Here is a 25,886-nt window from a genome sequence, read left to right on the forward strand (position 1 = left end):
GGTATTACTTGATACGTAGGACGTCTTTCATATGAAAGATGAAGTTTTGAAGGGACTCTTCCCATGTCAAATCCGCATCCCATTTGAGACCGACGTATGTATCTTTGGTAAAGACGTGCTGGACGTAGTACTTCGTCACGACTGCATCTACAGGTAGTGGGTAGACTTCTGCGCCGACTGCCGAGGCTTTGAGTGTGATGTAGTCTGTTTCTTTGGGCTGTGTTTCGAACCCCAGCGATTTTTTGATCATCTCGCCTGTACCATCGACTCTCATGAGTGCAAATTGATGACCGTCGTTATAGATGGCCAGTGCTGTGACCTCATCGGTCAGTTGGTATTTGAGCGGGCTATAACTAGAGAGAATCTGTTCTAGTTTTCGATTCTTTCGGTCTATTTCCTGATTGAATTTTGCGACTCGCTGGAGGTAGGCCTGATCCACAGTGCTACTGTCCTGAACGATGAACTTCTGAAACCGTGGTACGACGAGGGTTTCTATTTTGAGATCCATGGCATAGCTAGGTATCCTGCGACCTTGGATGATATCTGCTTGTGCAAAGAACTCGGGAAAGTCTGGAATGAGATAGTTGGACATTTCCATCTCTTCTCTGATAATCTCCTTGTTCATCTCTACGAGAATTTTGGTTAAATCTTGACCTTCAATTTTCCATGCATTTTGCCCTTGGCTAATAAAGGTGTTTTCGTCATCAAAGGGAGTCACAGTGATTTTGTATTGGTATGTGGGTTCGGGTTTTCCGGTTATGCGTTTCTGATCTACTAGTATGACATACTTGATTTCGCGGGCTGCTAGCTGTTCAGTAAAGATACGGTTGGCTTCCACGTTGCTAAAGACATCGTCGATGTAAAAGTAGGCAACAGGATCGATTTTCATTTGTCTAAAATACTTGTGGACAAACCGAGAGAGTTCTTTCCAATCCGACCGGATCCGTGGATCTTCTTCGGATCTAGGAGTTGAAAGTAGCACAATGGATTTTCGAGAGAGAAGGTACTTGGGGAGATTGTCTCTATAGGTCAGTTCCTTGAAGTCCATGGCAGCCGCTCCGACCATTTGCGCTTGGCTACTGTGGTTATATATGACAAGCAAAAGCAAGCAGAAGACCCACCGTAAGAATTTGTTCCTATTCTCTGACATATAACCCAAAGACAAAGTATTTTAGTTCAAATTGAAAATTAGATAAATTGATTAACTAGCCGATAGAAAAGAGGATTAAATAAAGCAGAATGTGTAAAAATAGATGCCAATGGGCAAGAGATTCTTTTGAGGCCTACGAAAGATACCATGACGAAGAATGGGGAGTACCTGTGTATGATGATAAGGTGCATTTTGAGTTTTTGATTTTGGAGGGTGCTCAGGCAGGGTTGAGCTGGAGTACGATTATCAAAAAGCGCGAGGGCTACCGTCAAGCTTTTGCAGATTTTGACGTGCAGAAGGTGGCTACCTATACGGATGAAAAAATGGAGGAGCTTCGCAGTTTTGAGGGGATCGTCCGAAACAAACTCAAGATCAAATCAGTGGTCACCAATGCCCGTTTGTTTATAGAGGTTCAAAAGGAATTTGGAAGCTTCAGCCAATACATTTGGTCATTTGTCAAGGGGGAAGTGATCGTGGGCAACTGGAAGCAGATCTCTGAGGTGCCTGCTACGACTCCAGAATCTGACGCACTGAGCAAGGATCTCAAAAAGCGAGGGTTCAAGTTCGTCGGTAGTACGATCATGTATGCGCACATGCAAGCGACTGGTTTGGTCAACGACCATACGGTGGATTGCTACCGCTATCATGAACTTTTGAAAGGATGAAATTGACAATTGCGCAATCTTGATTACCTTCGCAGAGGTAATTAAAAAGAAAAAGCTATGTTTAATCCAGCAGTTACAGACGGAGTAAATTTATTTGTGAATATCGTAGTATGCTTGGCGGCTTTTGGTGCGGCTGTATCATTGATAGATTTCAGAAACTCAAACAAGAAAGAAGAGAAGCACTAATTGTCCTCTTCGTTAAAGAAATTGAAACCTCAGATTACAGTCTGAGGTTTTTTTGTTGCAATGGATTATACGAGTTGCTCCTTTAGGTTTTCGCGAATTTCTAACTTGCCTTTCTTGGATGCCTTGCTTGCTTTTTTCTTTTTGCCGGGTGCTTTCTTTTTGTTGAGCCAAACGATCAACCCCGTGATCGGTAAGCTTCCACAGATCAAACTGATGAAGAAGGCAATGGTTTTGCCTGTCAACCCGAGAGCACTGCCCATATGGAGGTCTAGGTTGAGCATATCGAGCTGATCCGCAAAATTGGCCTCATCGAACCGGTCTCCTTGTACCCGAAAGCGCTCCAGTGTATACTGGTCGTAGTAGTATATGTTTCTGTTGAACCACGATCCTTCGTCTTGGTAGGCGATGATCTCAATGGCGTCATCTGGATCTTCCATACGAGGAGTCATGTACATGCCCGCCATTTGATTTTTTTCTTCTGCCATGACCTTGTACCACGCCAAGTCTAGTACCGAGACACTGTCTGTGGCAGTATCTATCTGTGTAGTGTCCGAGTGGGGGTGGTGATGTCCTGGCTTGCTGTCGCCAGCTGAGGTCACATAGTAGAGGCCATCTTCGAACCACTCAAAACTCCAAACTAGTCCTGTGACTGCAATCACAAAAGCCAACAATAGACTGTAGAAGCCTAGTACGTTGTGTAGGTCATAGTTGACCCGTTTGAACGTGCCTTTCCATTTGATTTTGAAGCTTTTGTTGAGGTTGGATTTTTTTAGGTTTTTGGGCCACCACATGATGAGACCAGAGACCAGCAAGAAGAGAAAGATCAAAGTGCAAACTCCAACGATAGGTCGGCCTATATCATAGGGTAGCCATAGGGCACGGTGACCGTCGAGGATGAAGCGAAAGAAATTGAAGTGGTCCTTGCCGAGGAATTTCTGCTTTTTGATGAATTCGCCTGTGTAGGGATTGACGAATACGGCGGTAAATGAGCGCTTACCATCAGTAAAACTGCTAAAACCGACTGCTGCTGCTCCATCTTTATTGGCATAGGTGAGCCCTGTAGGTTTGCTGTTAGGCATCTGTGCCATGGCGGTTTCGAGAACGACACTTGGCGGGATATACTCTTTGTCTTGTACTTCTACATATTTCCAAGGCTCTGAACCGAGCGCTCGCTCTATTTCGTCGTGGTAAACGTAGATGCAGCCCGTGATGCTGACAATGAATACAACCAAACCTGAAACTAGTCCTAGCCAGAGGTGTAACCAATCATTTAGCTGGCGGAGTGTGCTTTTTTTGTTTTTCATCGGACGATTGTCATCAATGGGTAATGTAATTAGGGTCATAAAGTAAGCCAATAGTCGAGAGACTATTGGCTTACTAAGTTTGTTATCAATCGAACCTGAAGAATCCAGCGACGAAGTTGGCTTCAACCAATGCGCCTTTTTCGGCAGTCAAGTTTTTTGTATCGATTTTGTATACATAGATCCCGGTGTCTTCTGGAATACACTGATAGACAAAGTCTCCGTTGTGTAGTACAGCGAGTCTACGACCATCTCCAGAGTGCTCAGGCACATCGCTGATGAAGGCTACGGATGGCGTTTCTAGATTGACAACTGCTGTCTCCAAAGGACTGTCTGACCAGCGGCCTTGTTGTGCTCTTTCATCACGATTGATTTGAGCAAAAGCACGGCCATCACCCAGGTATTTGAGGTGAGAAATGGTTTTTCCATCTGTCAAAGCTGCCACGTCGAAGAAGTAGTCTGCATCAAATTCCGTCTCTCCTTTGTTGATTTTCAAGATACCAGCGGGCTTGGTAGATTGGCTGTATCCGTTGGCAGGGTTAGAGTGAGACACACCGTATATATTCCCATCTTCGTCAGCGAATAGCCCTGCTTTGATATTGAAGCCACCCAATGGACCTACGCGATCATCTTCGATTACTTTGATGAATTCCAATTCTGGATAACTATATACTGCTACTTGAGCTTTGTCCGTATACGGGGTGTTGTAGGTGTCTCGGTCACTGATGTAGTAGCTGAGGAACACGTGGTCTCCGCTCACAGCGAGACCAGAGTAGGCTGCTACATACTCTGTAGTCAAGTTGGAGGCAGGGCTAGAGAATGTTTCTTTGACAGAAATCGTGTTGTTATCAATGGTGTAGAAAACCACTTGGTCCGATTCGCTACTGAGTGATACAGCGAGCAAGTTGTCGTCATCGGCTCTCACGAGATCCGAGAGACTGTTTGCAAAGGTAGCGGAACCTACTTCGCTTAGTGATTCATCTTCGTTTTGGATGATGCTGTGTACATCTGTAGCACCTAATCCACCGATGCTATAGAGCGTGCGATCGATTTGAGTATAGTCGTAGTATCCTGGTTGCTCGATCGCTTCAGTGTTTTGAGCGCTCAGAGTACCGGTCATCACGTCCAAAAAAGGAACGGTGTAATAGGTAAAACCACCTTCACTTCCTTGGATAGAGAGAGTCAAGGCAAAGTCGCCTTTTGCTGGAGAGACATCGTCTCCTTCGTCACATGAGCTCAGTATGCTCGCGGATACCAATGTTGCAATAGCCAAAGACAGTAGTCTGGCACGATTGATCAGATTCATATAATTACGTTTCATTTTTAAAAATTAATACATCGTCTTGCCCTCAGTTTAGAGGACGAATCTCAATTTGAGATAAAAAGCTCTTCCAGGTTTTTGTAGGTAGTACCGATCGTACAATCGGGCGTTGGCGAGGTTGCGACATTCTAGAGTCAGGTTGTATTTGCCCTCTTTGAGACCGTAGGATATTTCGGCATTGTGTGCGGTTTGGGTTGGGATGACTTTCTTGTTGTCCTTGGACCCGAGCTCCGCCCAGTCTAGGAAGTACTGCTCTACATAGCTGAAGTTGTAGTTGATACTCAAAGAACTGCCTGACGGCATCCAATCACTGAAGGTCAGTCCAGCATGGGCATTGCCAAAGAGGTAGGGGGTATTGGGCAGACGAAAGCCCTTTTGGTAGTTTTTTTGCCAACCCGTGTTGGTGTAGGATTCGTTGTAGACAGAGTCGGCTTGATCCGTGATGTTTTGGAAGGTGATGCTTGCGCCGAGGTTTAGGATGTTTTTCCATTGGTATTTGACTCCTCCTTCGATCCCAATATTGCGTGCTTCGCTGAGGTTGGCATAGTTGGTTTCTGGATTGCCTCCTTTTACTACTTGGTAGATGAGGTCTTTGGATTTTCGATAGATCAAACTACTTTCTAAGTGAAACCTGTTGACTTCTCGGAGTTTGAAATCATAACCCAATCCAAAATTGAAATTGTCGCTTTGCTCAGGGCCTATGTCCGGGTTGGGCTGCACAAATAGCCCGTCTCCGAAGATTTCGTTGGCCCATGGCATACGGTAGGTGTGTTCATAGGAGGCTTTGGCTTCTAGGTTGGGAAGTACGTAGTACGAGGATGCGATCCCGTACCCGAAGTTCTTTTTGTGACTTTCTACTGCTTCGGTTCGCTGTGTGGAGAGTCCAAAGTCGAGCTGTTTGGAGCTTTCGACTCCTAAGAAGAAGTACTTGCCGAATACCGTGGCACTCCATTTTTTCGTTGGGTCGATTTTGTAAGCTAGCCCTACGATCTGTTTGGTTTGGGTATTGGGAAACTGATTGGCAATGCGGTTGGGATTTTCCTTGTCAAAGGTCTCACGTGTAAAATGTGTCAACGAATAGTTGAGAGCCAAGGATTGTTTTGCTCCTATCTCATAGCCAAGGTTGAGCTGGCTCGATAGCTCTTGGTCGTCGAGCGTGCTTTGGGTCAGCGACGACTCTCCGAGTTTTCCTGGATTAGGGATTGCCTCGCCCAGCCAATTGTAATTGTAGCCTCTGAGTGTATCGATGACTTCACTGTGCGTGCGATTGTAGGCACTGTATAGACTCAGGTCTAATCCCTTGACGAATAGATCTTGTTTGGCATATTTCAAAGTGGCAATAGCCGACCGACTGTTTCGCATGATCTTGCCATAGACCGTTTCCATAGTAGTTCCTGTCTGTACTTGCTGGTCATTGCCAGAGAGGATCGCCCCGATCAGGAGCTGATCTGCGTAAGGCTTGTTGACAAAACCAGCTTCCATTCTGAGTGTCCCCGATCGGTAGCGATCATGAAAGCGCTCTACATTGGTGGTATCTATGATGGCGTTGTTTTCGACGATTTGAGCCCAGACTTTGTAGTTGTTGTCCGAGTAGTTGCCGATCACATTGGTACGGACTGTAAATCCCGTGTTTTTGTTGGTATAGGCACCATTGAGAGATAGCCGGTGGGTGTTGAATGAGCCTACGGTGTAGGACATGTCCATGTAGTTGCGCTTGCTGGTGGTGATGATGTTGACTGCTCCACCGAGCGCATCGGTACCGAGCCATACGGGGACGACCCCCTTGTACACTTCGATGCGTTCGATCATGTTGACGGGGATGTTGTTGAGACTTAGCGAAGAACCGAAGTTGTCCATTGGGATGCCGTCCATGAAGAATTTGACCTGATCACCCGAAAAGCCATTGAGAGAAAAGTTGAGCGTAGAGCCAAGTCCTCCGTCTTGCATCACGCGTACCCCCCCTACTCGGTTGAGCATGGTCTGTGCGTCAGAAGTTGTATTGAGTAGGTCTTTGGCCGAAATGGCAGTGACTGAGTAGGCCTGTTCGTTGATTTCTCGTGCCATGGATTTTCCTTCGATTTCGATGGCACTCATTTCTACAGTGTTTTCTTTGAGAGTAAAGTTGACTTCTGTCTTTTGCGAGGGTTTGAGTGTTAGCGTTTTTGTTTGCTTGTCGAACCCTAAAAATTGGGCCGTCAGGGTATGCGTACCAGCGGGAATATTGGTGATCTCGAAGCGACCATCCTCATCAGATATTGTCCCGGTCGTACCGTGATCGATGATGATCGTGACACCTAGCAGAGCCTCTCCTCCGGCTGATTTCACCTTGCCAAATACTATTGATCCATCAGATGTTTGCCCTAAAGCGACCTCCCCTACACACAATACCAACCACAGGCAACTCACTGCTATCCTTAACCGTCTCAAAAACAGAATTATTTAGATTTGTTATAAATAGATGCAAATATGAACTTAAGCAATGAGAATGAAAAGCCTTATTTAGAATAAGACTAAATAATTTAATGTTTCGACATCTAATTTTAAGAGCAGTATATTAAATCAAGCTTGTTTGGCAACTTGATAAAATGATAATCTCGCATTGTTTATTATCAATCGTCTTTTCGATAAATTCACCCATAATATTATAATCCCTTATCATTTGGAAGAGCAAACTTTAGACACTACAGAAGTAACGAACAAATACTTTGACCGAGATTTGAGTTGGTTGACATTCAACTATCGCGTGCTCAAAGAAGCGCAGAGCAATGATGTTCCTCTTTTTGAGAGGCTCAAATTTCTTGCGATTTATTCCTCTAACCAAGATGAATTTTTTCGTGTTCGGGTAGCTAACCTGCGCAACTATATCAAGTTGGATAAGAAAAAGATCAACAAGGCACTGGAGTATGACCCAAAGGCACTTCTAACCAATATCCATGCGCGTGTCCAAGATCAGATGATCGAGTTTGGTGAGACGCTTCGTAAGAAGGTATTGGTAGAGTTGGAGAAAAATGGCGTGTTCATACTTGCTCCTGAGTTGCTGAATGAAGACCAAAAAGCTGCTTGTCTCTACTTTTTCAAGACAAAGGTGCTGTCGTTTTTACAGCCTTATATATTCGGCTACTCTAGCCGAGAACCGTTTCTTAACAACCGTGAGCTGTATTTTGCGCTACGGATTCAAAACAAATTTTCAGGTAACATTGATTTTGCCTATTTGAATATTCCATCTAATCGGGTTGCTAGATTTTTTCAACTGCCCTCTCCTAATGTTCAGTTTCATTATATGTTCTTGGACGACATCATTCGGATGAATCTGGATTTTGTGTTTCCAGATTATGACATCCTCGAATGTCAGAGCATCAAAATGAACAAGGATGCAGACTTGAATATTGAGGACGAGTTTAGTGGAGACCTTGTGGAGAAAATTCAGAAGCAAATTGAACGGAGGAATGTAGGTGTTCCAGCTCGTTTCTTATATGACACGACTACCTCTGCGGATTTATTGAGTTATCTCAAAAGTGCATTTGATCTAATGGATGAGGATCTCGTGCCTGGGGGGCACTACCATAGTTTGTTTGATTTCTTTCAACTGCCCAACCCGATTGGTAAATCGATTGAGTTTGAACCTATGACACCTTTGCGTAATGTGCGGATAGATAGGCATAGATCGATCTTTTCAGCGATAGATGAGAAGGATCAGATGCTGCATTTCCCCTATCACACCTATAATTACATCTTGCAGTTTTTCAATCAAGCGGCGATTGACCCCCACGTGAGTGAACTCAAAGTGACCTTTTATCGAATGGCATCAGATTCATTGATCGGAAATGCACTGATGAGTGCTGCCAAAAATGAAAAGAAGGTCACTGTATTTATGGAACTTAAAGCGCGATTCGATGAGGAGAATAACCTAAGGTGGGCAGAGCGCATGCAAAAAGCAGGTGTCAAGATCATCTACAGTATTCCTGGATTGAAAGTACATGCTAAGGTCGCTTTGGTCAAAAAGAAGACTGAGACAGGGATGATCAAGAATTATTGCTTTTTTGGGACAGGAAACCTAAACGAGAAAACAGCCTCGATGTATGCGGACCACGGTTTGCTCACCTGTGACAAAGAAATGGGTGAAGAGCTTGATGACTTGTTTAAATATCTGTACAAGAGAAAAGATCCGGGAGCGTTTAAAAGTCTTTTGGTGTCTCAGTTCAACATCATCGATGGATTTGTCTCTCGTATCGATCGTGAGATAGCGAATGCGCGTCAGGGTAAAGAAGCTTATATCATCATCAAACTGAATAATCTCGAAGAAAAAGGTATGATAGACAAGCTTTACGAAGCGAGCCGTGCAGGAGTGAAAATTGATATGATCATCCGCAGTATCTGCTGCCTCATTCCTGGAGTACCAGGGATGAGTGAGAACATCACGATTCGCCGAATTGTTGGGCGGTTTTTGGAGCACGGGCGTATCATTTGGTTTCACAATGACGGGAAAGATGAACTCTTCATGGGTTCTGCCGACTGGATGAAGCGTAACCTCAAAGGTCGCATAGAGGTGAAATTCCCGATCAAGGACAAAGAGCTCCGAAATCAAGTCAAAGAACTACTCCGAGTACAGCTAAAGGACAATACCAAAGCGGTGATGCTAGACCAAAACATCAATAACATCCCAATCAAGGTCAAGCAGGGTCAGCGCCTCTATAATGCTCAAATGGATACTTACTCGATCATCAAACGTTGGGAGGATATGGGCTAGCGCAGAATATTCTGTGGTATTGAATGTAAAGTGTTGGTATAGAGTGGAATTATTTTAATCGAAGCGTATTTATATTAAAATAATTCTATTTTTGAATTTCTTGTAACTCATTATATCTATTAGTAGCATGAAACCAATCATTTATTTACCACTTTTCTTGTTGACTCTTTTTTCCTGTCGCCCAGCTCAAAAGTCTGATCAATCGACTTTTCAAGAGGTCGTTAAACAACACTTGGGTGATGATTTTCAAACTTTCCCTAATCAGGACGAAACTTACATTCTTGTTTTTTCAGAAGAAGATAGAGAGGGCCTCTTGATGACTACATTTTTAGTTTGGGATAAAGAATCAGAGGCCATCCTCTATCAAAGAACAGTCAAGGATGGCTATGTCAAGTGGCTTAATGCTGATGAGATAGTATATAAAGATACCCCAGGAATTATAGAAGCATCTAACCCGAACTTTACCTATAAGTATGACCTGAAAAAGAAAGTTAAAACAACATATAACCCGAATAACAATGAATAAAACTTCTACAATAACCATAATTAGCATAGTTGCTTTTATTGCCCTGATTGGCATTTGGCAGACTGTGAAGCTAGCGCCAGTTACTACCATAGTTGTCAGTAGTGATCAGAGCGATTCCAAAACGGGTCATGAAAAATGGCAGGAGGAACATGAGGCCAAAGTGGCTAAGCATAAAAAAGAAGGCTACAAAAAAAGTGATAAGCCAAGCCAGTATATCCTGCTGAAAAATGCGTTGATGACAAGAGAAGGACAAACGACGACAGGATATGGATCAAACTATCAGCAGGTCGAGTTAACTAAGGCTAAAGTACAGAGCAGCCTAACTTTGTCAAAGGCTAGAACAAAGGCCGTTGCTGGTTATGATTTTGATGAGAGAGGGCCGGGCAATGTACCAGGTAGAACAAGAGCGGTAGTGATAGATCCAGATGATGCGGACGTATGGATCGCTGGAGCTGTTGGTGGCGGTATTTGGAAAACAATAGATGGAGGACAGTCTTGGACGAATAAGTCTACAGGTTTGACCAATCTTGCGATCTCATGCATGGTCATGGCACCATCTAATCACGATGTGCTGTACGCAGGTACAGGTGAAGGCTGGGGAGCATCTGGAGGAATGATTAAAGGAAGTGGGATCTATAAATCCACTGATAGAGGAGAGACATGGGAACAAATAGCAGCCACTGCTGCCAATGATAATTTTCAAATGGTCAACCGTTTGATCGTTGACCCTCAGGACGAAAATGTATTGCTAGTTGCGAACAGCAATGACCCATTGTATGCCAAATTTTTTAATTCAGGTGTTTTGAAGTCTACGGATGGGGGTGCTAACTGGACGAAAGTACTCAGCACTGAAGGATATGCTCAGCAAATCGTCGCAGACCCTAGTGATTTTAATACGCAATATGTATCCGTACGAGGAGTAGGTGTTTATAAATCCCTTGATGCAGGAGATACATGGGTCAGTAGCAGCAAGGGGCTTTTACCTAATGGCCGTCTCGAGATAGCAGTATCCCCTGTAGACCCAAACAGGTTATTTGCTTCGGTGGTTGGTGATGTGTCAGGGACAGGAGCTGATTTATATTTAAGTGATGATGCAGGAGCCAATTGGTCTATATTGACAGAAAAGGATGGTGAAGATTTAGAGTTCTTGGGTGGGCAGGGATGGTATGACAATACGGTCTTGGCACACCCTTTTGATAAGGACAAAGTGTATGTCGGAGGAGTGAATTTGTTTTTGTTTACTATCCAAGACGGGCAGATCGAAGGTGAACCGCAGTTTATTGGTGCCAATGAAAACGGCACGGATGCATTTATGGGACTGGTTAATTTTGATAGTGGACAAGTATATGGAAACAAAATAGCTCTTGGGTCTATTGATGCGTCTGAGTTTGTTTCGATAGAGATTCGTTTTGGAGCTGGCCTGAGTCAAAAGGCTCACCGATTCGAAGTACCAGAGGGTGCAACATCTGGTGTGGGTGCTGGGGATTACAGTTATCAGGATTATGTCGATGTACCATTTGAAGTGTGGGACACGGACAATGACCAACAACTCATGGTTTCGTTCCGTGATCAACAGGGAGACGGAAAATTCAATTTGTTAGCACAAAATTCTGAGGGTGATGCTTCAGTCCAGTCTAGAGAATATCTTTATGTACACAAAGTCAACTATGATGGGGCTGCTGCTAATTCGAGTATTGCGGTCAATGGTGGCCATGAGTTTCAAGACATGTATTTCTTCTGGCCATTCTTGGTAGAGGGAGCTACATGGGACGATACGAATTTGCCTACTTCTACTTTTGAACTTTATTATGGTCAGTTGGTCAAGAGATACAAAAAGCGTGATGTGATCACAGATGCATACGGGGAGAATGGTGGTAAAAATAGTTTTTCACAGACACAAGGAGCTACGGCTACCGAAGGGGTACACCCTGACAACCATAGTTTGACTGCTGTCATTTCTGATGCTACTGCCCAAGAGTTCCAAATCATCTTGACAGGTGATGGTGGCTTGTACAAAACAGCAGTAGGAACAAACCCTGGGTTTGAAGAGGGAGATTGGACCTTCTCAGGGCTCGGCTTTAATACGACTCAGTTCTATGCTGTGGATAAGATGGGAGGAGAGAGTAGATACGTTGCAGGTGCTCAGGATAACGGATCTTGGATGTCACAAGAAAATGATGAGGGCAGTCCTACGTCTTTATATGCAAGAGCAAATGGAGGCGATGGTTTCGGTGTTGCTTGGAATTATAAGAACGCAGACTTATTGTTGACTTCTGTCTACTATAATGCAATAGAAAAATCGAGTGATGGAGGAGCTACTTTTTCTAACGCGACTACAGGGCTTAGTGACTCGGATGAGACGAACGCCCCATTCAATACAAAAATTGAAAATGTAAAATCAGACCCAGATTTGGTCTATGCAGTTGGTGCTAGCGGAGTATGGAAATCTACTAATTTTGGAGGAAGATGGAGCCTTAGTGCTATTAGTGAGCAGTGGGCTCTGAGGACTTTTATGGATGTAAAAATCTCTAGAGCCAATAACAATATCGTTTGGGCTGGAGGAGCCATGACGGACAGCGAAAGCTTGCATGTATCGATAGATAGGGGAGAAACTTTTGCTGCGACGAGCAATTACGATGAAGTGACGTTGGGGCAGATTTCAGGTCTAGCGACACATCCTACAGAAGACTCTACGGCATATGTTATTTATTCCTTTGCCAAAGGGCCAAAAATTCTAAAGACAGAAGATTTGGGTCAGACCTGGGTTGATTTATCTGGGTTTGGAACTGGAGCTGTGAGTACTAATGGCTTTCCTGATGTGGCAGTGTATGACCTTCTAGTGATGCCGCATGTGACCACTACGATTTGGGCAGGAACTGAAATCGGTATCTTCGAATCGACTGATGCTGGTGCATCTTGGCACATGCTCGACGGTGATATTCCAGCGGTATCCGTTTGGGAGTTGAGAAATATAGATGACCAAGTGGTTGTCGGGACGCATGGTAGAGGAATATGGTCAGTGACCATAGATGAACTACCCACACAGGGTTTCAATCCCGTCATTACTTATGTAGGGTTCTCGTTAGATGGCAGTCCTAGTGTAAACTATAATCTAGAAATGGATGTTGACTCTGTTAAAGTAACTATTGGAGGAGAACTGGTGTACACGGATAAGGCAGCGAAGACTTTGGGCAGTTATGAATATGTGTCGGATGAGCCATTGGCTACAGGTTCTGAAATTGCTGTGATTGCTTATAGCGGAGGTCAAAAATATGTTTCTCAATACTCTACACCAGAAGTATTGAGTTATGGCGAGCCTGTTGATAGTTATTCGAATGACTTTGAAACGACATCCAGTGATTTTTCTGGAGTTGGCTTTACCATTGTTAATTTTGGCTTGGGAAGTAGGTCTATTGTGACTTTAGATGGCTATGAAGACAATGCTAACTATGTCTACACACTAAGTAGCCCAATCATTGTCTCGTCTGATCCCGAGCTCAACAAGGTCGAGTTTGATCAGGTTGTGATTGTTGAACCTGCTAATGACTATGCCGTAGTAGAAGCTTCATTAGATGGCAAGACTTGGGTAGAGATATCAGAGAGGTTTGATGCGTCTATGGATGAAGCCTGGAACAGTTTGTTTGGGACGACTTCTTTTCCAACTGTTGATAACTATAGAGCGCAAAGCATTGTGTTGACAGATCATTTTCAGGCTGGAGATGAGGTCTTGATCCGTTTTCGATTGAATAGCAACGCGTCTGTCAATGGCTGGGGTTGGGCAATAGACAATTTGGTGATACAGGCGGAGGAAGTTTTAGGAACTAGCTCGAATACGGTATCGTCATCTATTTTGGTATATCCTAATCCAGTGACGGATCGAATGATTAACCTACAATGGGAAGAGCCTATACGAAGTGCGCTGACTATAGAGTTGCGCAACACCTCTGGTCAGCTTGTAGTGAGGGAAGAGGTGTCGTCTAGCGATCTTGAGTCAGGGCAACTTAGACTAGATCTGACTCATACTACGATCAAAAAAGGAATGTACCTCATGAACTTCAAAACGGATAAAGGAGAAACTCTGCAGGTCCAAAAGGTCCTGATTAATTAATAGGTTCAATTAAGGTTTGGAGGCTTGTGAGCGTGTTCAATTCAGAACCGCTCGCAAGCCATCATAATCTGAGTCTTTGCAGCGTACATACCCTTCTATAGAGTACAAATCACTCATTGCTGCTTTTCCCTCTTCGGTTTCCAAAAACTTGATAATACCCAACGAAACAGGGTAGTAAATATCCTTGCTGATGTGCTGACCGAATACGACAGGATCATTAGGTATTGGCTCGGTAACTTCTATAATTTTTACTTTGTCTGCGACATCTGGGTATTCTTTGACAAGGCGCGAACGTGCATCACGAATCTCACCATCACTAGAGGGTTCAGAGTAGAAAGTTGCGCCAGCATCTGCGATTCCTTTGTATACCATTTTGATGACACGATCATGTGTCCCAGCAAAAGCCATGTGACCAGGCAAAATACCCTGCTGCTCTAAGATGTGTTTTGGAAAGAGGTATCCAGATGCAGATAGAGAATCCGTATAGGCGATGGATTTTCCGTTCAGATCAGATAGACTCAAAACACCACTATTAGTATTCGCGACTATCTGTCCAAAATAATTGGACTTGCCATATCGTACCGCTCTTAGTTTGGCAGTAGCGCCATAGAGTTGGTTGGCTTTGATGTAGCTCGCCGAATTCATCATGGCGATATCTCCGTATTGGGAGGCAAAAGCATCTATCATCTCCTCGTAGCTCTCTGGGACATGTAGTGCAAAGTTTAGCCCAGTTTCTTTTTCTAGGAAAGATACTAGGGTAGCACCAGTTTTTTCTACGAGCTCACTGGTTCGAGATGGAGTTAGATAGATTTTAAGCGGGTACTCAGTAGAGCCTAGATTACGGTTGTTCTCGGGTTTTTCTTGCTGTTGTGTGACAGTTGTTTTTTGTTCGATGTGCTGTTCACTTTGTGTCGCTGAGGGTGTATTGGAGCTACAGGCATTGACAAGGGAAAGTATGAGCAATACAGCTCCATGTGTAAATGATCTCGAGTTCACTGTTTCGATCGGTTAAGGTTAGAATCTAAAAAGGTCTAGTAAATCGCTGCGATGATAAAAGAAAAACGATCAAATTCAAACTAAATTGGTGTAAGCCCTATGGCATGGTTACTGTTGTCTTAGACTTATGATTAATTTTAGGCGGGCAGGACTCTGCTCCTAAACAATTTTGCTATGAAAAATTATTCCGTTTTGATCGCCATAGTCTTTGGCTTGCTGGGTTCAGTTGTGGCGCAGGAGAGTGATTATTCGTTTTTCCCCAAGGTGATAGAGACTGACAAGGGAAAAATTGTCATCTACCAACCCCAGTCCGAATCCCTAAAAGATGATGTGCTCCAGTCGAGAGCAGCATTTTCAGTTAAGACCACCGAAGCTGCTGCACCGACCTTTGGGGTGATGTGGGTGACGAGTTACCTACAGGTTGACCGAGAAGAAAGAATGGTTACCCTCACCTCAGCGGAGGTACGAGATGTTCGTTTTCCAGATGCAGTAGATTCTCTTAAGATTCAAAAATTTAAAGCTTTTCTCGAATCAGAGATTCCTAATTGGCATTTGACCTTCCCTTTGGATGGCTTGTTGGCGACTTTGGAAGAGGTGGAGGGACAGGTTACAGACGATTTTCAGCATCAAGCCCCTACTATTTTATTTAGATCTCAACCCGCCGTACTGGTGATGATAGACGGTGATCCCAAATACAATGAATTGGAAAAGGGTTATGATCAACTGGTCAATACGCCAGTTTTTCTCCTCAGAAAGAAGGAGAAATTTTTTCTCTACGGAGGTAATGATTGGTACAAAACGGACGATTTGTTAAAGGGTAAATGGAGTAGAATCAAAAATCCACCGACGAGCCTCAGTGCTACAGAAAAAAAATACAATAAAACTGCAGATGATACGATCTCTGAATCTGAGGACAAAAAGCAAGACCCAGAAATTATCGTGGTGACAGTTCCTACTGAATTGATTGTGACCGAAGGTGAGATGGATTGGGTCCCTATTCCGAGTAGTGGACTGATGTATGTGGATAATACATCCGCAGATCTTTTTATGGAAGTGGAGACTCAGGACTTTTATCTACTGATCTCAGGTCGATGGTTCAGAACTGAGTCATTGGATGGTGTATGGGCTTATGTGCCAGCGGATCAGATTTCTAAAGAGTTCAAAAATATCCCTGAGGAGTCATCTAAAGGAGACGTACTAGCGAGCGTACCTGGTACAGCAGCAGCACGAGAGGCTGTGCTAGATGCGAATATTCCACAGACAGCTGCTATTGATCGCAAGACCGCCACGGCTAGTGTGACGTACGATGGAGATCCGATATTCAAAGAAATAGAGGGAACGAGTTTGTCCTATGGAGTGAATACGGCGAGTTCAGTTTTCAAGTCCAAGGATGTTTACTTTCTCTGTGACAATGCCGTTTGGTTCAATTCACAAAATGCCACTGGGCCATGGGTCGTATCTGACGTGAGGCCCGTTGACATAGACAAGTTGCCATCTGAGAACCCGAACTATAATGTGAAGTATGTGTATATCTATGAGAGCACACCTGAGGTAATCTATGTGGGCTATACGCCAGGTTATGTAGGCTGCTATGTGTATGGTTCTACTATTATTTATGGTACCGGCTTTTATTATCCTGGTTGGTATGGGCGCTACTATTATCCACGTCCTGTGACCTATGGCTTTTCGGTACACTATTCTACTTATGCGGGTTGGAGTGTAGGTTTTGGTGTAGGATACGGTGGTTGGTATGGTGGCAGAGGCTGGTATGGCCCTCCATACTATAGGCCGCCATATTATCGTCCACCGCATCACAGGCCTCCTTATCAGCGTCCCCCACATGGCAACAGACCTCCTGCTGGCGGAGGCAATCGACCAGGAGGAGGAACACAGCATCGACCAGACACGAGACCTGCGACTGTACCTCGCGGCAACAACCTTTATAATCACCGTCAAGATGTCGCACAATCAGGAAACCGCACGAGACCGACGGCTCAACCAGGTAGAACGACACCCCCAGCTACTAGACCAGCCAATAGACCTGAAACTCGGCCTGCGACTACTGGGGCTGGCAGAGGAAATAACGATGTATATGGCGATAAGAAAGGCAATGTGTACAAGAGATCAAGTGATGGGTGGCAGCAGCGTAGCAACAATGGGTGGTCAGCACCTTCGCAACGTCCGTCGAATGGACAAATGAATCAAAGTTATCAAAACAGACAACGGGGCACGCAAAGAGCACAAACCTATCAGCGGTCTCGGCCTGCTGGTGGTGGTATGAGCAGAGGCCGTAGATAAGAACCTATGAAAAAAATCAACCTAACGATCTGTGTAATGTGGCTTGCCATAGTGACTGTCTATGGGCAAGATGCTCACTACTGGACGGAACAATTCGGAAACAAATCTATGCTACTCGGTGGCAATGTCATCGGTAGCGTCGATGATCTAGGCGCTACTTTTTATAACCCTGCTCGCTTAGCATTGCAGGATGATCCGAGTTTTTTGATTAGTGCGCAGGCGTATCAGTTAATTACGCTGGGGGTTAAGGACGGCGTACAAAAGGCTGACCTCAATGAGTCTTCCTTTGGGAATGCGCCGACGTTGGCTGCTGGGAGTTTTGAAGTGCCGTTTTTGCCTAATCATAAATTTGCTTATGCGTTTTTGTCTAGGCAGCAGGTAGATTACAATTTAGGTACGCGCTCTGAGATGGTGTATGAGTTCAATGATACATGGCTGGGTGAGGAGACCTTGTACATAGATTTTAATGTGAACAAGACCGTCAAGGATGATTGGATGGGAGGTAGTTGGGCCTACGCTATTTCGGATCGATTTAGTGTTGGTTTTTCAGGTTTTTACTCTGTGTTCAATCAGAAAAGATCATACACTTTATTTCAAGATGGACTGAGTAATGATAGTAGTGCCGTAGCGTCTTTTGAAAGGACGCGCATTAAGAAATTTAGTGCATCTAGTATCGTCCTCAAGGCTGCGGGAAATTATGAAACAAAGAACTTTAGCCTTGGGATCACGGTCACGTCTCCTTATCTCGTATTCAAAACGAGCGGAGGCACAGAGTATGATGAAGTACTGAGTGGGTTTGATTTTGATGAGGACGGAGAATATGACGATGATGGTCGTTTGATGAAAAACACTACCAGTGACGTGGATGTGAAATACCGAACGCCATTTTCTATTGGTATTGGTTCTGCGTATGATTTTGGCCCTGTCAAGGTGCATGTGAGTGCTGAGTGGTTTGACAAGGTCAGCCGCTATGCTGTCATGGTGCCAGCACCATTTTATGCGCAGAAGGTTCCTGATTACTTGTTGGACGGAGAAGAAAAACTTGAAGTCAAGGACAGGCTCTACGATGAGCGAAATTCGGTCATCAACTGGGGCGTGGGGTTGGAATTGAGTTTGGTCAAGCGACTGAAAGGTTTTATGAGTGTAGCGTCTGATTATTCTACGCTGGATCAGCCCGAAACAGGTATATCAGGTGTAGTCACAGATAATTTTGATAACTCGGTTTTCACGGCCAACATCTACCACTATGGGGGTGGTTTTATGCTGAACTTCAATAAAATAGAGGTGACCCTAGGTACTACTTATTCCAGAGGAACTCAGTCTATTGGAAAGATTGTAAATCTGCCAGGGGATAATTCTAACCCAGACGAAAGAGTTGATGTGCTGTGGGAGCGTTGGCGCTTTTTGGTGGGCTTCTCTCTTCCGTTTTATAAGTTTGGCTAAATGATTTTTGCTCTAGCGAGAAAAGAGAAATAGATAGCATGCAGTCGTCTACCGCATGCTATCGTGAAAGAAATAATGAACCTGGTTAAGCGGGTTCGACGCTTTTTACTGAACTTGAAGTAGTTGTTTTTGTTTTGGATTGTACCCATGCCGTGGCTTTGTCTGCGATCTCGAAGGCTACAGGGACAAGATAGATCGTCAGGCAGAGAGAGGACATCAGTCCACCGATGAGCACCCAAGCCATGGCGTTTTTCCACTCGGCACCAGCACCTGCGGCGATTGCAATGGGAATCATCGCAATCACCATGGCGATGGTTGTCATCAAGATTGGCCTCAATCGATCGTTGCCTGCTTGTACGACAGCATCACGAGTGGATAGGCCATCTCCTTTGAGCTTGATGGCAAAGTCCACAATCAGAATAGCATTTTTGGCGACAAGCCCTAGGAGCATAATCATACCTAGGATGGTGAATATACTCATCGTCGAGACTGACAAACCTAGGGCAAGCATCGCACCGATCACGGCTACAGGTATGGAAAGTAGTACCACGAGCGGGTAGACGAAATTGTCGTAGAGTGCGACTAAGATGAAGTAGATCAGCAATAGAGAAATGCCAAAAGCACCACCTAACGCACCGAAACTTTCCTCTTGGTTTTTGACATCTCCACCCCATACGAAACTCACAGTCTCAGGAAAATCAGCAGCAGCCATTTGTTGTTGGATAGACCGGGTGACATTGCCGACCGGTACTCCCAGTGCAAAGGCTGTAACGCCGACTGATTTGATTCTATCTTTTCGTTCCAGCATAGAGGCTGATGCACTTTGATTCACTTCGGCAAACTGACTCAGGGTGATTAGCTGACCTTTGGTGTTGATGAAAGGAATCTGCTTGACATCCTCGGCATTTTTGCGATCAAACTTGGTGAGTTGTACCATGATGGGGTATTCTAGACCGTCCTCTCGGTACTCATTGTCGTCATTGCCTTGAAGCGAATTTTGTAGTGTAGCACCGACTGTGGCGACATCTAGTCCGAGCATGGAGAGTTTGTCCCGATCGATTTTGATTTCTACTTCGGGCACGCCGGTTTCTACGGATACATTGACGTCATTGGCTCCTGGTGTATGTTCGATCATATCTTTGACGCGATGCGCTACCTCTATCACTTCGTCGTAGTTTTCGCCTACGACAGATACGTCGATTGGTGCAGTCCCCATGTTGACCATGCCTACCAACGAAACACCTACTTTGACACCTGCATATTGCGCTCTGATTTGGTTCATTGTTTCGATCATATATGCCTCAGTGTTCACATTTTTGAATTGTTCTTGATCCAATATGACATTGAGCTCAGACTTGTAAGGGTCTCCGAGTCCTGTGCCTCCGATTCCAGAAGAGGGCCCGCCTACGTTGGTCAAGATCATCTTGACCTCTGGTTTGGAGGCGATCCAGTTTTCAATTTCACGAGTACGGAGATTATTGGCTTCTATACTGGTGACTTTGCTGTATTCGAGGTTGAGTTTGAATTCACCTTTGTCTCCAGATGAGAAAGTCTCTGATCCGATCACTCCCAGACTTCCTATCCATCCTGTCATACCAAATAGAGCGAGGAGGATAGCAAAGAGGACCCATTTTTTGTTCATGATCCATTTCAGGGAATTGTTGTATCCATCGTTGATCCAGGTCAGTCCTGATTCGAATTGGATCAAGATCCATTGAAATGGGTTTTTTGGATTGAGGTGAGTGATTTTAGAAAACTTGGACATCAGCCATGGAATCAACGTGAAAGAGACCAAGAGACTGAACAAGGTCGCTACAACGATTGTCCACGAAAACTGACGGAAAATATCTGCGACAAAGGACTCGACCATGGTCACAGGGATAAACACGATGACAATCACCAAAGTAATAGACACTGCTGTCAATCCAATCTCTGCGATACCATCGATGGCGGCTTTTTTGGGAGACTTGCCCATTTCCATGTGCCGGTAGATGTTTTCCAACACTACAATCGAGTCGTCCACGAGGATACCAATCACGAGCGACATGGCGAGTAGGGTCATGAGGTTGAATGTGTATCCCATGGCGAACATAAAGGCAACTGTCGCAAGTAAGGACGCAGGTACAGCGATCATGACGATCAGTGCGTTTCTAAAACTGTGTAAGAAGAGTAGCATCACTACCGCAACGAGTATAATGGCGATCTCTAAGTCGTGAAGGACGGCATTGACCGCTTCGAGCGTGAATTCTGCGTCGTTTTGTGCGACGGCAAAGTGGAGGTCCTGTTTGTCGTAATGCGCTTCTAGTTCTTCGAGTTTGGCGAGTACGGATTCGGATACTTCTACCGTGTTTGCATCTCCTTGTTTTTTGATGCGAAGTAGGATGGCACTTTTTCCATTGAGTCGGGCGATACTTTCGGCATCTGCTATGTCGTCGGTGACTCTTGCGAGGTCTTTGAGCCGTACGGTTCCGCCGTCTTCGGTGGTCGAGACGATGAGCTCTCGGATTTCCTCTACATTGGCGAATTTGCCCGAGATCCGTACCGTCACCGCTTCTCCGTTTCCTTTGACTTTCCCTGTAGGGAAATCCAAATTGGCATAAGAGATCGATCGAGTGACCTGCAGTAGGGACAAATTGTAGTACGTAAGTTTTTCGGGATCTACGCTCACGCTGATGGTGCGCTGCTCTCCTCCTAGTATGTCTATCGATGCGACTCCTTTGAGCTGCTGGAGCTGAGGGATGAGTTTGTCATCCATCTGGGCATAGAAGTACTTGCCGTCCATGTTGGAAGTCGCACTGATCTGCAAGATGGGCAGATCGTTGGGCGAGATTTTGGAGATCGATGGGTTCTCTGCATCGTCTGGTAGATCACTGATGACGTTGTTGATTTCACGTTGTGCATCTTGCATCATCAGGTCTAGATCTGTTCCACTTTTGAAGTTGACAATCACGATCGAGGCGCTCTCGAGGGACTTGGAATTGATCTCATCGAGATTGTCCAATTCGGAGATGGCGTCTTCTATTTTTTTGGAGACCGAGGACTCTACTTCTGAGGGTGCCGCTCCAGGATAGATGGTCGTGATCGTCAAGGTAGGGCGAGACATCTCTGGGAGGAGTTCATAGCCGATTTTGTTGAATGACAAAAGCCCCGCGATCGACGTGAGCAAAAAGATCACGAGGATGAATGACGGTCTTTTGATCGAAAATTCTGCAATATTCATGTTTCAGTATTTTGAGTTATGATTAGTAGGATACTTCGACACCATCGCTCAAGTTGATTTGACCGTTGGTTACTACTATGTCGTCTAGGGTGAGGCCTTCTTTGACTTCTATTTTTTGCTCAGAGGTCATGCCGACTTTGATGGGTTGGAGGATGGCTTTGCCTTCTATGATTTTGTAGACTTTGGCGTCTTTGGAGGAACCCATCATGGCTGTCGCTGGGATGGTGTGACTTGTGCCGTGAGGATGGCTTGTGTGCTCTATCCATCCATACATCCCTGATTTGATTGGGTATTCTGTTGTGTTTTGGATTTTGACTTGTACGTCAAACTTGTGTGCTTCGTCTGCTTGATCACTGACCATAGTGATGGTACCCGTATAGGAGTGTGTAGGGTATACATCGGATTTGACCGTCACTTGCTTGCCTTTTTCAAAATCCATCACTTGATCTTCGGGTACACTGATGACGAGTTTGAGATGGGAGATGTCTATGAGTGACCCGAGTGATCTGCCCGGCGCGAGTACTGACCCTACATCGAAGGTGCGCGTAGCTAGAGTACCAGCGAAGGGAGCTTTGATTTTGGTGTTGCGGAGTTGTTTGTTGAGCAATTTGAGATTGCTCTCTGCGCTGGCCAGTTGTAAGCTTGCTTTCTCCAGATTGATTTTGGCTACTGCGTTGTTGTCTGTTAGTTTTTGGTACCTATCGTATTCGCGTTTGGCATCTTCGTAGGCAGCGGTTGCTGCGATGAGCTGAAAACGTATTTGTTCAGAATCCACGGTAGCGATCAATCCATTTTTGGGCAGTTGGTCTCCTTCTTGGGCAGAGATGGCCAGTACTTCTCCCTGTGTTTGAGAGGTGATGGTGATGGCTCTATTGGCCTCAAAGGTTCCCAAGTATCTTCTCGTTTCTTCCAGTTGGGTTTCTTCTACTTTGGCGACCTTGACGGGCACTTTGATCGAGAAATCCCGAGTATACACGCGTGCTTTGACTTCTTCAGCGTTGCCTAGTAGCGAATAGATGGTCCACCCTCCGAGTAGTGTGACTGCCGCTATTGCGACGATGATTTTGCTTGTTTTAGATTTTTGGATTTCCATTTCTATATGATTGACTTGATGATGAGACTTAATTGTAGTGGGTTAATAGGTGACCTTCTGCTTTGGCCAGGTCTAGTTTGGCTTGCTGGAGGCGTACCCATGAATTGAGATAGTTGGTTTGTGCTTCTGTGAGTTCATTTTCTGATTCGATGATCTCCTGCACCCCCACGACTCCTTCACTGTACTGCATCTGGATGTTTTGGTAGATGTTGGTAGCGAGCTCCATGGACTGTTTTTGATTGGCAACCTCACGTTGGTGGACTTTGAGCTTAGAGAGGGCATTGATCCTTTCGTTTTCAATGCTTCTCTGGGTCATTTCCAATTGTGCGTTGAGTTGTTTCATTTCTATTTTCTTTTGTGTTTTTTGAGAGCTCTTGACCATGCCGTCAAATAACATCCAGTTCAGTTTGAGCCCCACGTAGCTAAAGTCATAGTGCTCGTAGTAGTTTTCGGACTGGTCACCATAGCCCATCACTCCATAGGATGCGACAGCCGATAGGTGTGGCAGGTAGCCTGAGTTGATCTGCTTCTCTTGTAGATCTAGGACTTCTTTTTGTTTGTTGAGTAGTTGTACTTCACTACGGTTTTCGTATTGGAATGCATCCTGAAAACTGAGTGCAGATAAATCTGGGCTCAACTGATGTTCGATCGTCAATCCTTCGTCGGTATCCATATTGAGCAGGAGTTTGAGGGAGTTGATCAAATAGATGTAATCAGCCTGTAGTGTAGCGGTATGGTTGTCCAAGCTGGACTTGTTGATGACGAGTCGATCTACATCGGTCGTATTGACTAGTCCGCTCTGCATCATCATGCGCGTAGAAGCAATGAGCGTATCGAGTGATTGACTGTTGTCTTCCAGCATTTCGATTTGTTTGGCAACTACCTGTGCATTGTAGTAGGTAGATGCTACCCGAAACGTGATATTTTCCTTCGTCTGTACGTATTGGATTTCTCCCATTTCGTTGATGGTTTGGGCCGCTTTGATGCCAACGTTGAGACTAGGGTTGAAAATTACCTGTTCCAGTTGCAGTGCGTAGGTGGACTGATGTGGCGTACCGAAACTTGCAGCGGCATATCCTTCGGCCCCTGGACTGAAGGCACTTGACGGGATCACCGTGGTGGGTAGCTGGGTATATAGGTCATACTCTGCCCCGAAACCTAATTTTGGTAGTGCAGCGCGTTTCACTTCTTTGACCTGCTCATCATAGAGCAACTGGTCGTAGCGGCTGTTTCCTATTTCTAGGTTTTGCTCCAGAGCAAGGCTTACACATTCGTCAAGTGTGTAGACTTTTTGCGCGTGACTTAGCAGTGGCGTCAGTAGCATAATAAATGTTGCAATGTTGATTTTCATTTTGATTAATTGTTTTAAACGTTTGTTTAACTCAGAAATAAATTTTTTTAGATCATGACAAGGGTTTCAAAAATGCTTCCATGATGCTGAGCGTGGTGGCTTTCCAGTGTGGTTCGTAGCTTTCATAGCTTTCAAATCCAGCCGCTGCTAGTTTTCCTGTTTTCGTCAGTATTTTTTTGGAGATAATAGGAAAGACAATCATGGAAAATAGGGCCATCTGAAAGTCAATGGCTTTGATTGGTCGAATCTTGCCGCTGTGATAATCTAAGTCTAAGGTCGCTTGTAGCTGCTGTGTTTCTATTGCCGCTTGCTCTTTGTTGAGGTCAGAGAGCATGTCGAGTAGATTTGGGTTATAGTGTGTCTCGCTAAGTATGAATATGGGTAAGCCCTGATCATGGTTGATTTGATGATTGAGCCGATCGATGTATGTTTTGATTCGGTCTAGTAAGTCGCGTGAGGTATCGTTGAGGATGCTCAGCCCGTCTTTGGTATAGGATCTGAATTTCTCCTCGAAAATGGACAGAAATAGCTTCTCTTTGCTTCTGAAATAATAATTGACAAGGGCGACGTTTACCTCGGCCTTTTCGGCTACTTTTCGCATGGTTGTCCCTTTCATACCTAGCTCTGAAAATAGCTCACGTGCTGCTTCTTTGATTTTTATTTCGGTGCTATCGAGTGATTCTTGGGACATAGTATCTATTGGACAGCAAACGTAATTTGAATGTTTGTTTTAAACAAGTGTTTAAAACTATTTTTATAGATAATTTTTTACGAAGCTAGTTGAGTGTATAGCTGAGCCGGATTCGTATGATGTTGTCGTTGAGGCCATAGTCGTAATCTGTCACTCGCACAGTTTGCCAGATGTAGTGGAGGCCTATTTTAAATCGTTTGGTGATTTTGTTGCCCAAGACTGCCTCCCAGCGATGCTGGCTCCCTAGCGAGTATTGTATACTGTTGGTGAGGGTTACAAAGGTCTCCCATGTGAGCTCTGCATAGAAGTTTTCTTTGCCGAAGAGGGTGAAATTTGGTGGGGCTAGACTCAAACGGTAGCGCATTCGAGTTTGGTTTTCTTTGTTTTCGTTGATATAGAAAAAGCGCTCCTCAAAGCGTAGGCGGTGGTTGAATTTCAGGATTTTGGTATTGGGCCAAAAGAGCATGGCTTCTTGAGCAAAACGAAGTTCATTGAGGTTCGAGGATTCGGTATTGAAGGTTTGAAAATTAGAAATCGCAAAGCAGATATTGTACAAAGAGTTGTTGGACCACTTGATCGTAGGTCTGTAGTACATTTGATGAAATTTGTAGTCGCCCATTGAGGTTCGGTAGCCAAAGTCCCCTCCTACCTTGGTGTTTTCCCCCAGTTTGTACCATAGCGTCAGGTCTGTCCAGCCTTGGTGTCGGGTGAAGATCTTTTGTGCGGCTAGTCCTTGACACATAGAAAGCACTAGCAGGAGCAAGACATATTTTTTCATTTGCTAAAATTA

Annotated in this window: 16 protein-coding genes; 6 read left to right on the plus strand and 10 right to left on the minus strand. The window is 44.7% G+C overall.

Annotated elements, in window-relative coordinates:
* Nucleotides 1-4: 4 nt before the first annotated feature.
* Nucleotides 5-1,150: a hypothetical protein gene (locus BGP76_RS14495; RefSeq protein WP_147407480.1), complete on the minus strand. Its 1,146-nt coding sequence runs from the start codon at nt 1,148-1,150 to the stop codon at nt 5-7.
* Nucleotides 1,151-1,239: 89 nt separating this feature from the next.
* Here BGP76_RS14495 and BGP76_RS14500 point away from each other — a divergent pair, with 89 nt between their 5' ends.
* Nucleotides 1,240-1,815 carry a DNA-3-methyladenine glycosylase I gene (locus tag BGP76_RS14500; RefSeq protein WP_119845213.1) on the plus strand — a complete coding sequence of 192 codons (576 nt, stop codon included), beginning with the start codon at nt 1,240-1,242 and terminating at the stop codon, nt 1,813-1,815.
* Nucleotides 1,816-2,066: 251 nt separating this feature from the next.
* Here BGP76_RS14500 and BGP76_RS14505 read toward each other — a convergent pair whose 3' ends face one another.
* From BGP76_RS14505 to BGP76_RS14515, 3 genes are read right to left on the minus strand one after another with little or no spacing between them, the layout of a single operon-like run.
* Nucleotides 2,067-3,344, minus strand: coding sequence for a PepSY domain-containing protein (locus BGP76_RS14505; protein WP_255416140.1), 1,278 nt, complete (start codon nt 3,342-3,344; stop codon nt 2,067-2,069).
* Nucleotides 3,345-3,390: 46 nt separating this feature from the next.
* A complete protein-coding gene (locus tag BGP76_RS14510; RefSeq protein ID WP_255416141.1) occupies nt 3,391-4,623 on the minus strand; it encodes a DUF4374 domain-containing protein in 1,233 nt (410 codons plus the stop codon).
* A gap of 33 nt (nt 4,624-4,656) precedes the next feature.
* Nucleotides 4,657-7,050 carry a TonB-dependent receptor gene (locus BGP76_RS14515; protein ID WP_255416142.1) on the minus strand — a complete coding sequence of 798 codons (2,394 nt, stop codon included), beginning with the start codon at nt 7,048-7,050 and terminating at the stop codon, nt 4,657-4,659.
* Between the two features lie 232 nt (nt 7,051-7,282).
* Here BGP76_RS14515 and ppk1 point away from each other — a divergent pair, with 232 nt between their 5' ends.
* From ppk1 to BGP76_RS14530, 3 genes are all read left to right on the plus strand, one after another.
* Entirely contained in the window at nt 7,283-9,370 is a 2,088-nt protein-coding gene (gene ppk1, locus BGP76_RS14520; RefSeq protein WP_073121555.1) for a polyphosphate kinase 1, read from the plus strand.
* A gap of 127 nt (nt 9,371-9,497) precedes the next feature.
* Nucleotides 9,498-9,896 carry a hypothetical protein gene (locus BGP76_RS14525; protein WP_119845217.1) on the plus strand — a complete coding sequence of 133 codons (399 nt, stop codon included), beginning with the start codon at nt 9,498-9,500 and terminating at the stop codon, nt 9,894-9,896.
* Nucleotides 9,889-14,004: a T9SS type A sorting domain-containing protein gene (locus BGP76_RS14530; protein ID WP_119845218.1), complete on the plus strand. Its 4,116-nt coding sequence runs from the start codon at nt 9,889-9,891 to the stop codon at nt 14,002-14,004. Before BGP76_RS14525 ends, BGP76_RS14530 begins: the two co-directional genes overlap by 8 nt.
* Before the next feature lie 36 nt (nt 14,005-14,040).
* Here the strand turns inward: BGP76_RS14530 and BGP76_RS14535 are convergent, their stop codons facing one another.
* Complete coding sequence (locus BGP76_RS14535; protein WP_158584286.1) at nt 14,041-15,000, minus strand: phosphate/phosphite/phosphonate ABC transporter substrate-binding protein; 960 nt, start codon at nt 14,998-15,000, stop codon at nt 14,041-14,043.
* A gap of 174 nt (nt 15,001-15,174) precedes the next feature.
* Between BGP76_RS14535 and BGP76_RS14540 the strand changes: the two genes are divergently transcribed.
* Both BGP76_RS14540 and BGP76_RS14545 read left to right on the plus strand, forming a co-directional pair.
* Complete coding sequence (locus tag BGP76_RS14540) at nt 15,175-17,298, plus strand: hypothetical protein (protein ID WP_119845219.1); 2,124 nt, start codon at nt 15,175-15,177, stop codon at nt 17,296-17,298.
* Nucleotides 17,299-17,304: 6 nt separating this feature from the next.
* Nucleotides 17,305-18,741, plus strand: coding sequence for a hypothetical protein (locus BGP76_RS14545; RefSeq protein WP_139280949.1), 1,437 nt, complete (start codon nt 17,305-17,307; stop codon nt 18,739-18,741).
* Nucleotides 18,742-18,826: 85 nt separating this feature from the next.
* Here BGP76_RS14545 and BGP76_RS14550 read toward each other — a convergent pair whose 3' ends face one another.
* From BGP76_RS14550 to BGP76_RS14570, 5 genes are all read right to left on the minus strand, one after another.
* Complete coding sequence (locus BGP76_RS14550; protein WP_119845220.1) at nt 18,827-21,961, minus strand: efflux RND transporter permease subunit; 3,135 nt, start codon at nt 21,959-21,961, stop codon at nt 18,827-18,829.
* 22 nt (nt 21,962-21,983) lie between these two features.
* On the minus strand, nt 21,984-23,054 hold the full coding sequence (locus BGP76_RS14555; RefSeq protein ID WP_119845221.1) for an efflux RND transporter periplasmic adaptor subunit: 1,071 nt from the start codon (nt 23,052-23,054) through the stop codon (nt 21,984-21,986).
* A 28-nt stretch (nt 23,055-23,082) separates the two neighbouring features.
* Nucleotides 23,083-24,405 (minus strand): TolC family protein, encoded by a 1,323-nt coding sequence (locus BGP76_RS14560; RefSeq protein ID WP_119845222.1) that lies wholly within the window; start codon nt 24,403-24,405, stop codon nt 23,083-23,085.
* Nucleotides 24,406-24,457: 52 nt separating this feature from the next.
* Entirely contained in the window at nt 24,458-25,096 is a 639-nt protein-coding gene (locus tag BGP76_RS14565; protein ID WP_119845223.1) for a TetR/AcrR family transcriptional regulator, read from the minus strand.
* Nucleotides 25,097-25,181: 85 nt separating this feature from the next.
* Nucleotides 25,182-25,874: a DUF2490 domain-containing protein gene (locus tag BGP76_RS14570; RefSeq protein WP_119845224.1), complete on the minus strand. Its 693-nt coding sequence runs from the start codon at nt 25,872-25,874 to the stop codon at nt 25,182-25,184.
* Nucleotides 25,875-25,886 lie beyond the last annotated feature (12 nt).

This window comes from Reichenbachiella sp. MSK19-1 (assembly GCF_003590315.1).
In the GTDB taxonomy this organism is placed as follows: Bacteria; Bacteroidota; Bacteroidia; order Cytophagales; family Cyclobacteriaceae; genus Reichenbachiella; species Reichenbachiella agariperforans.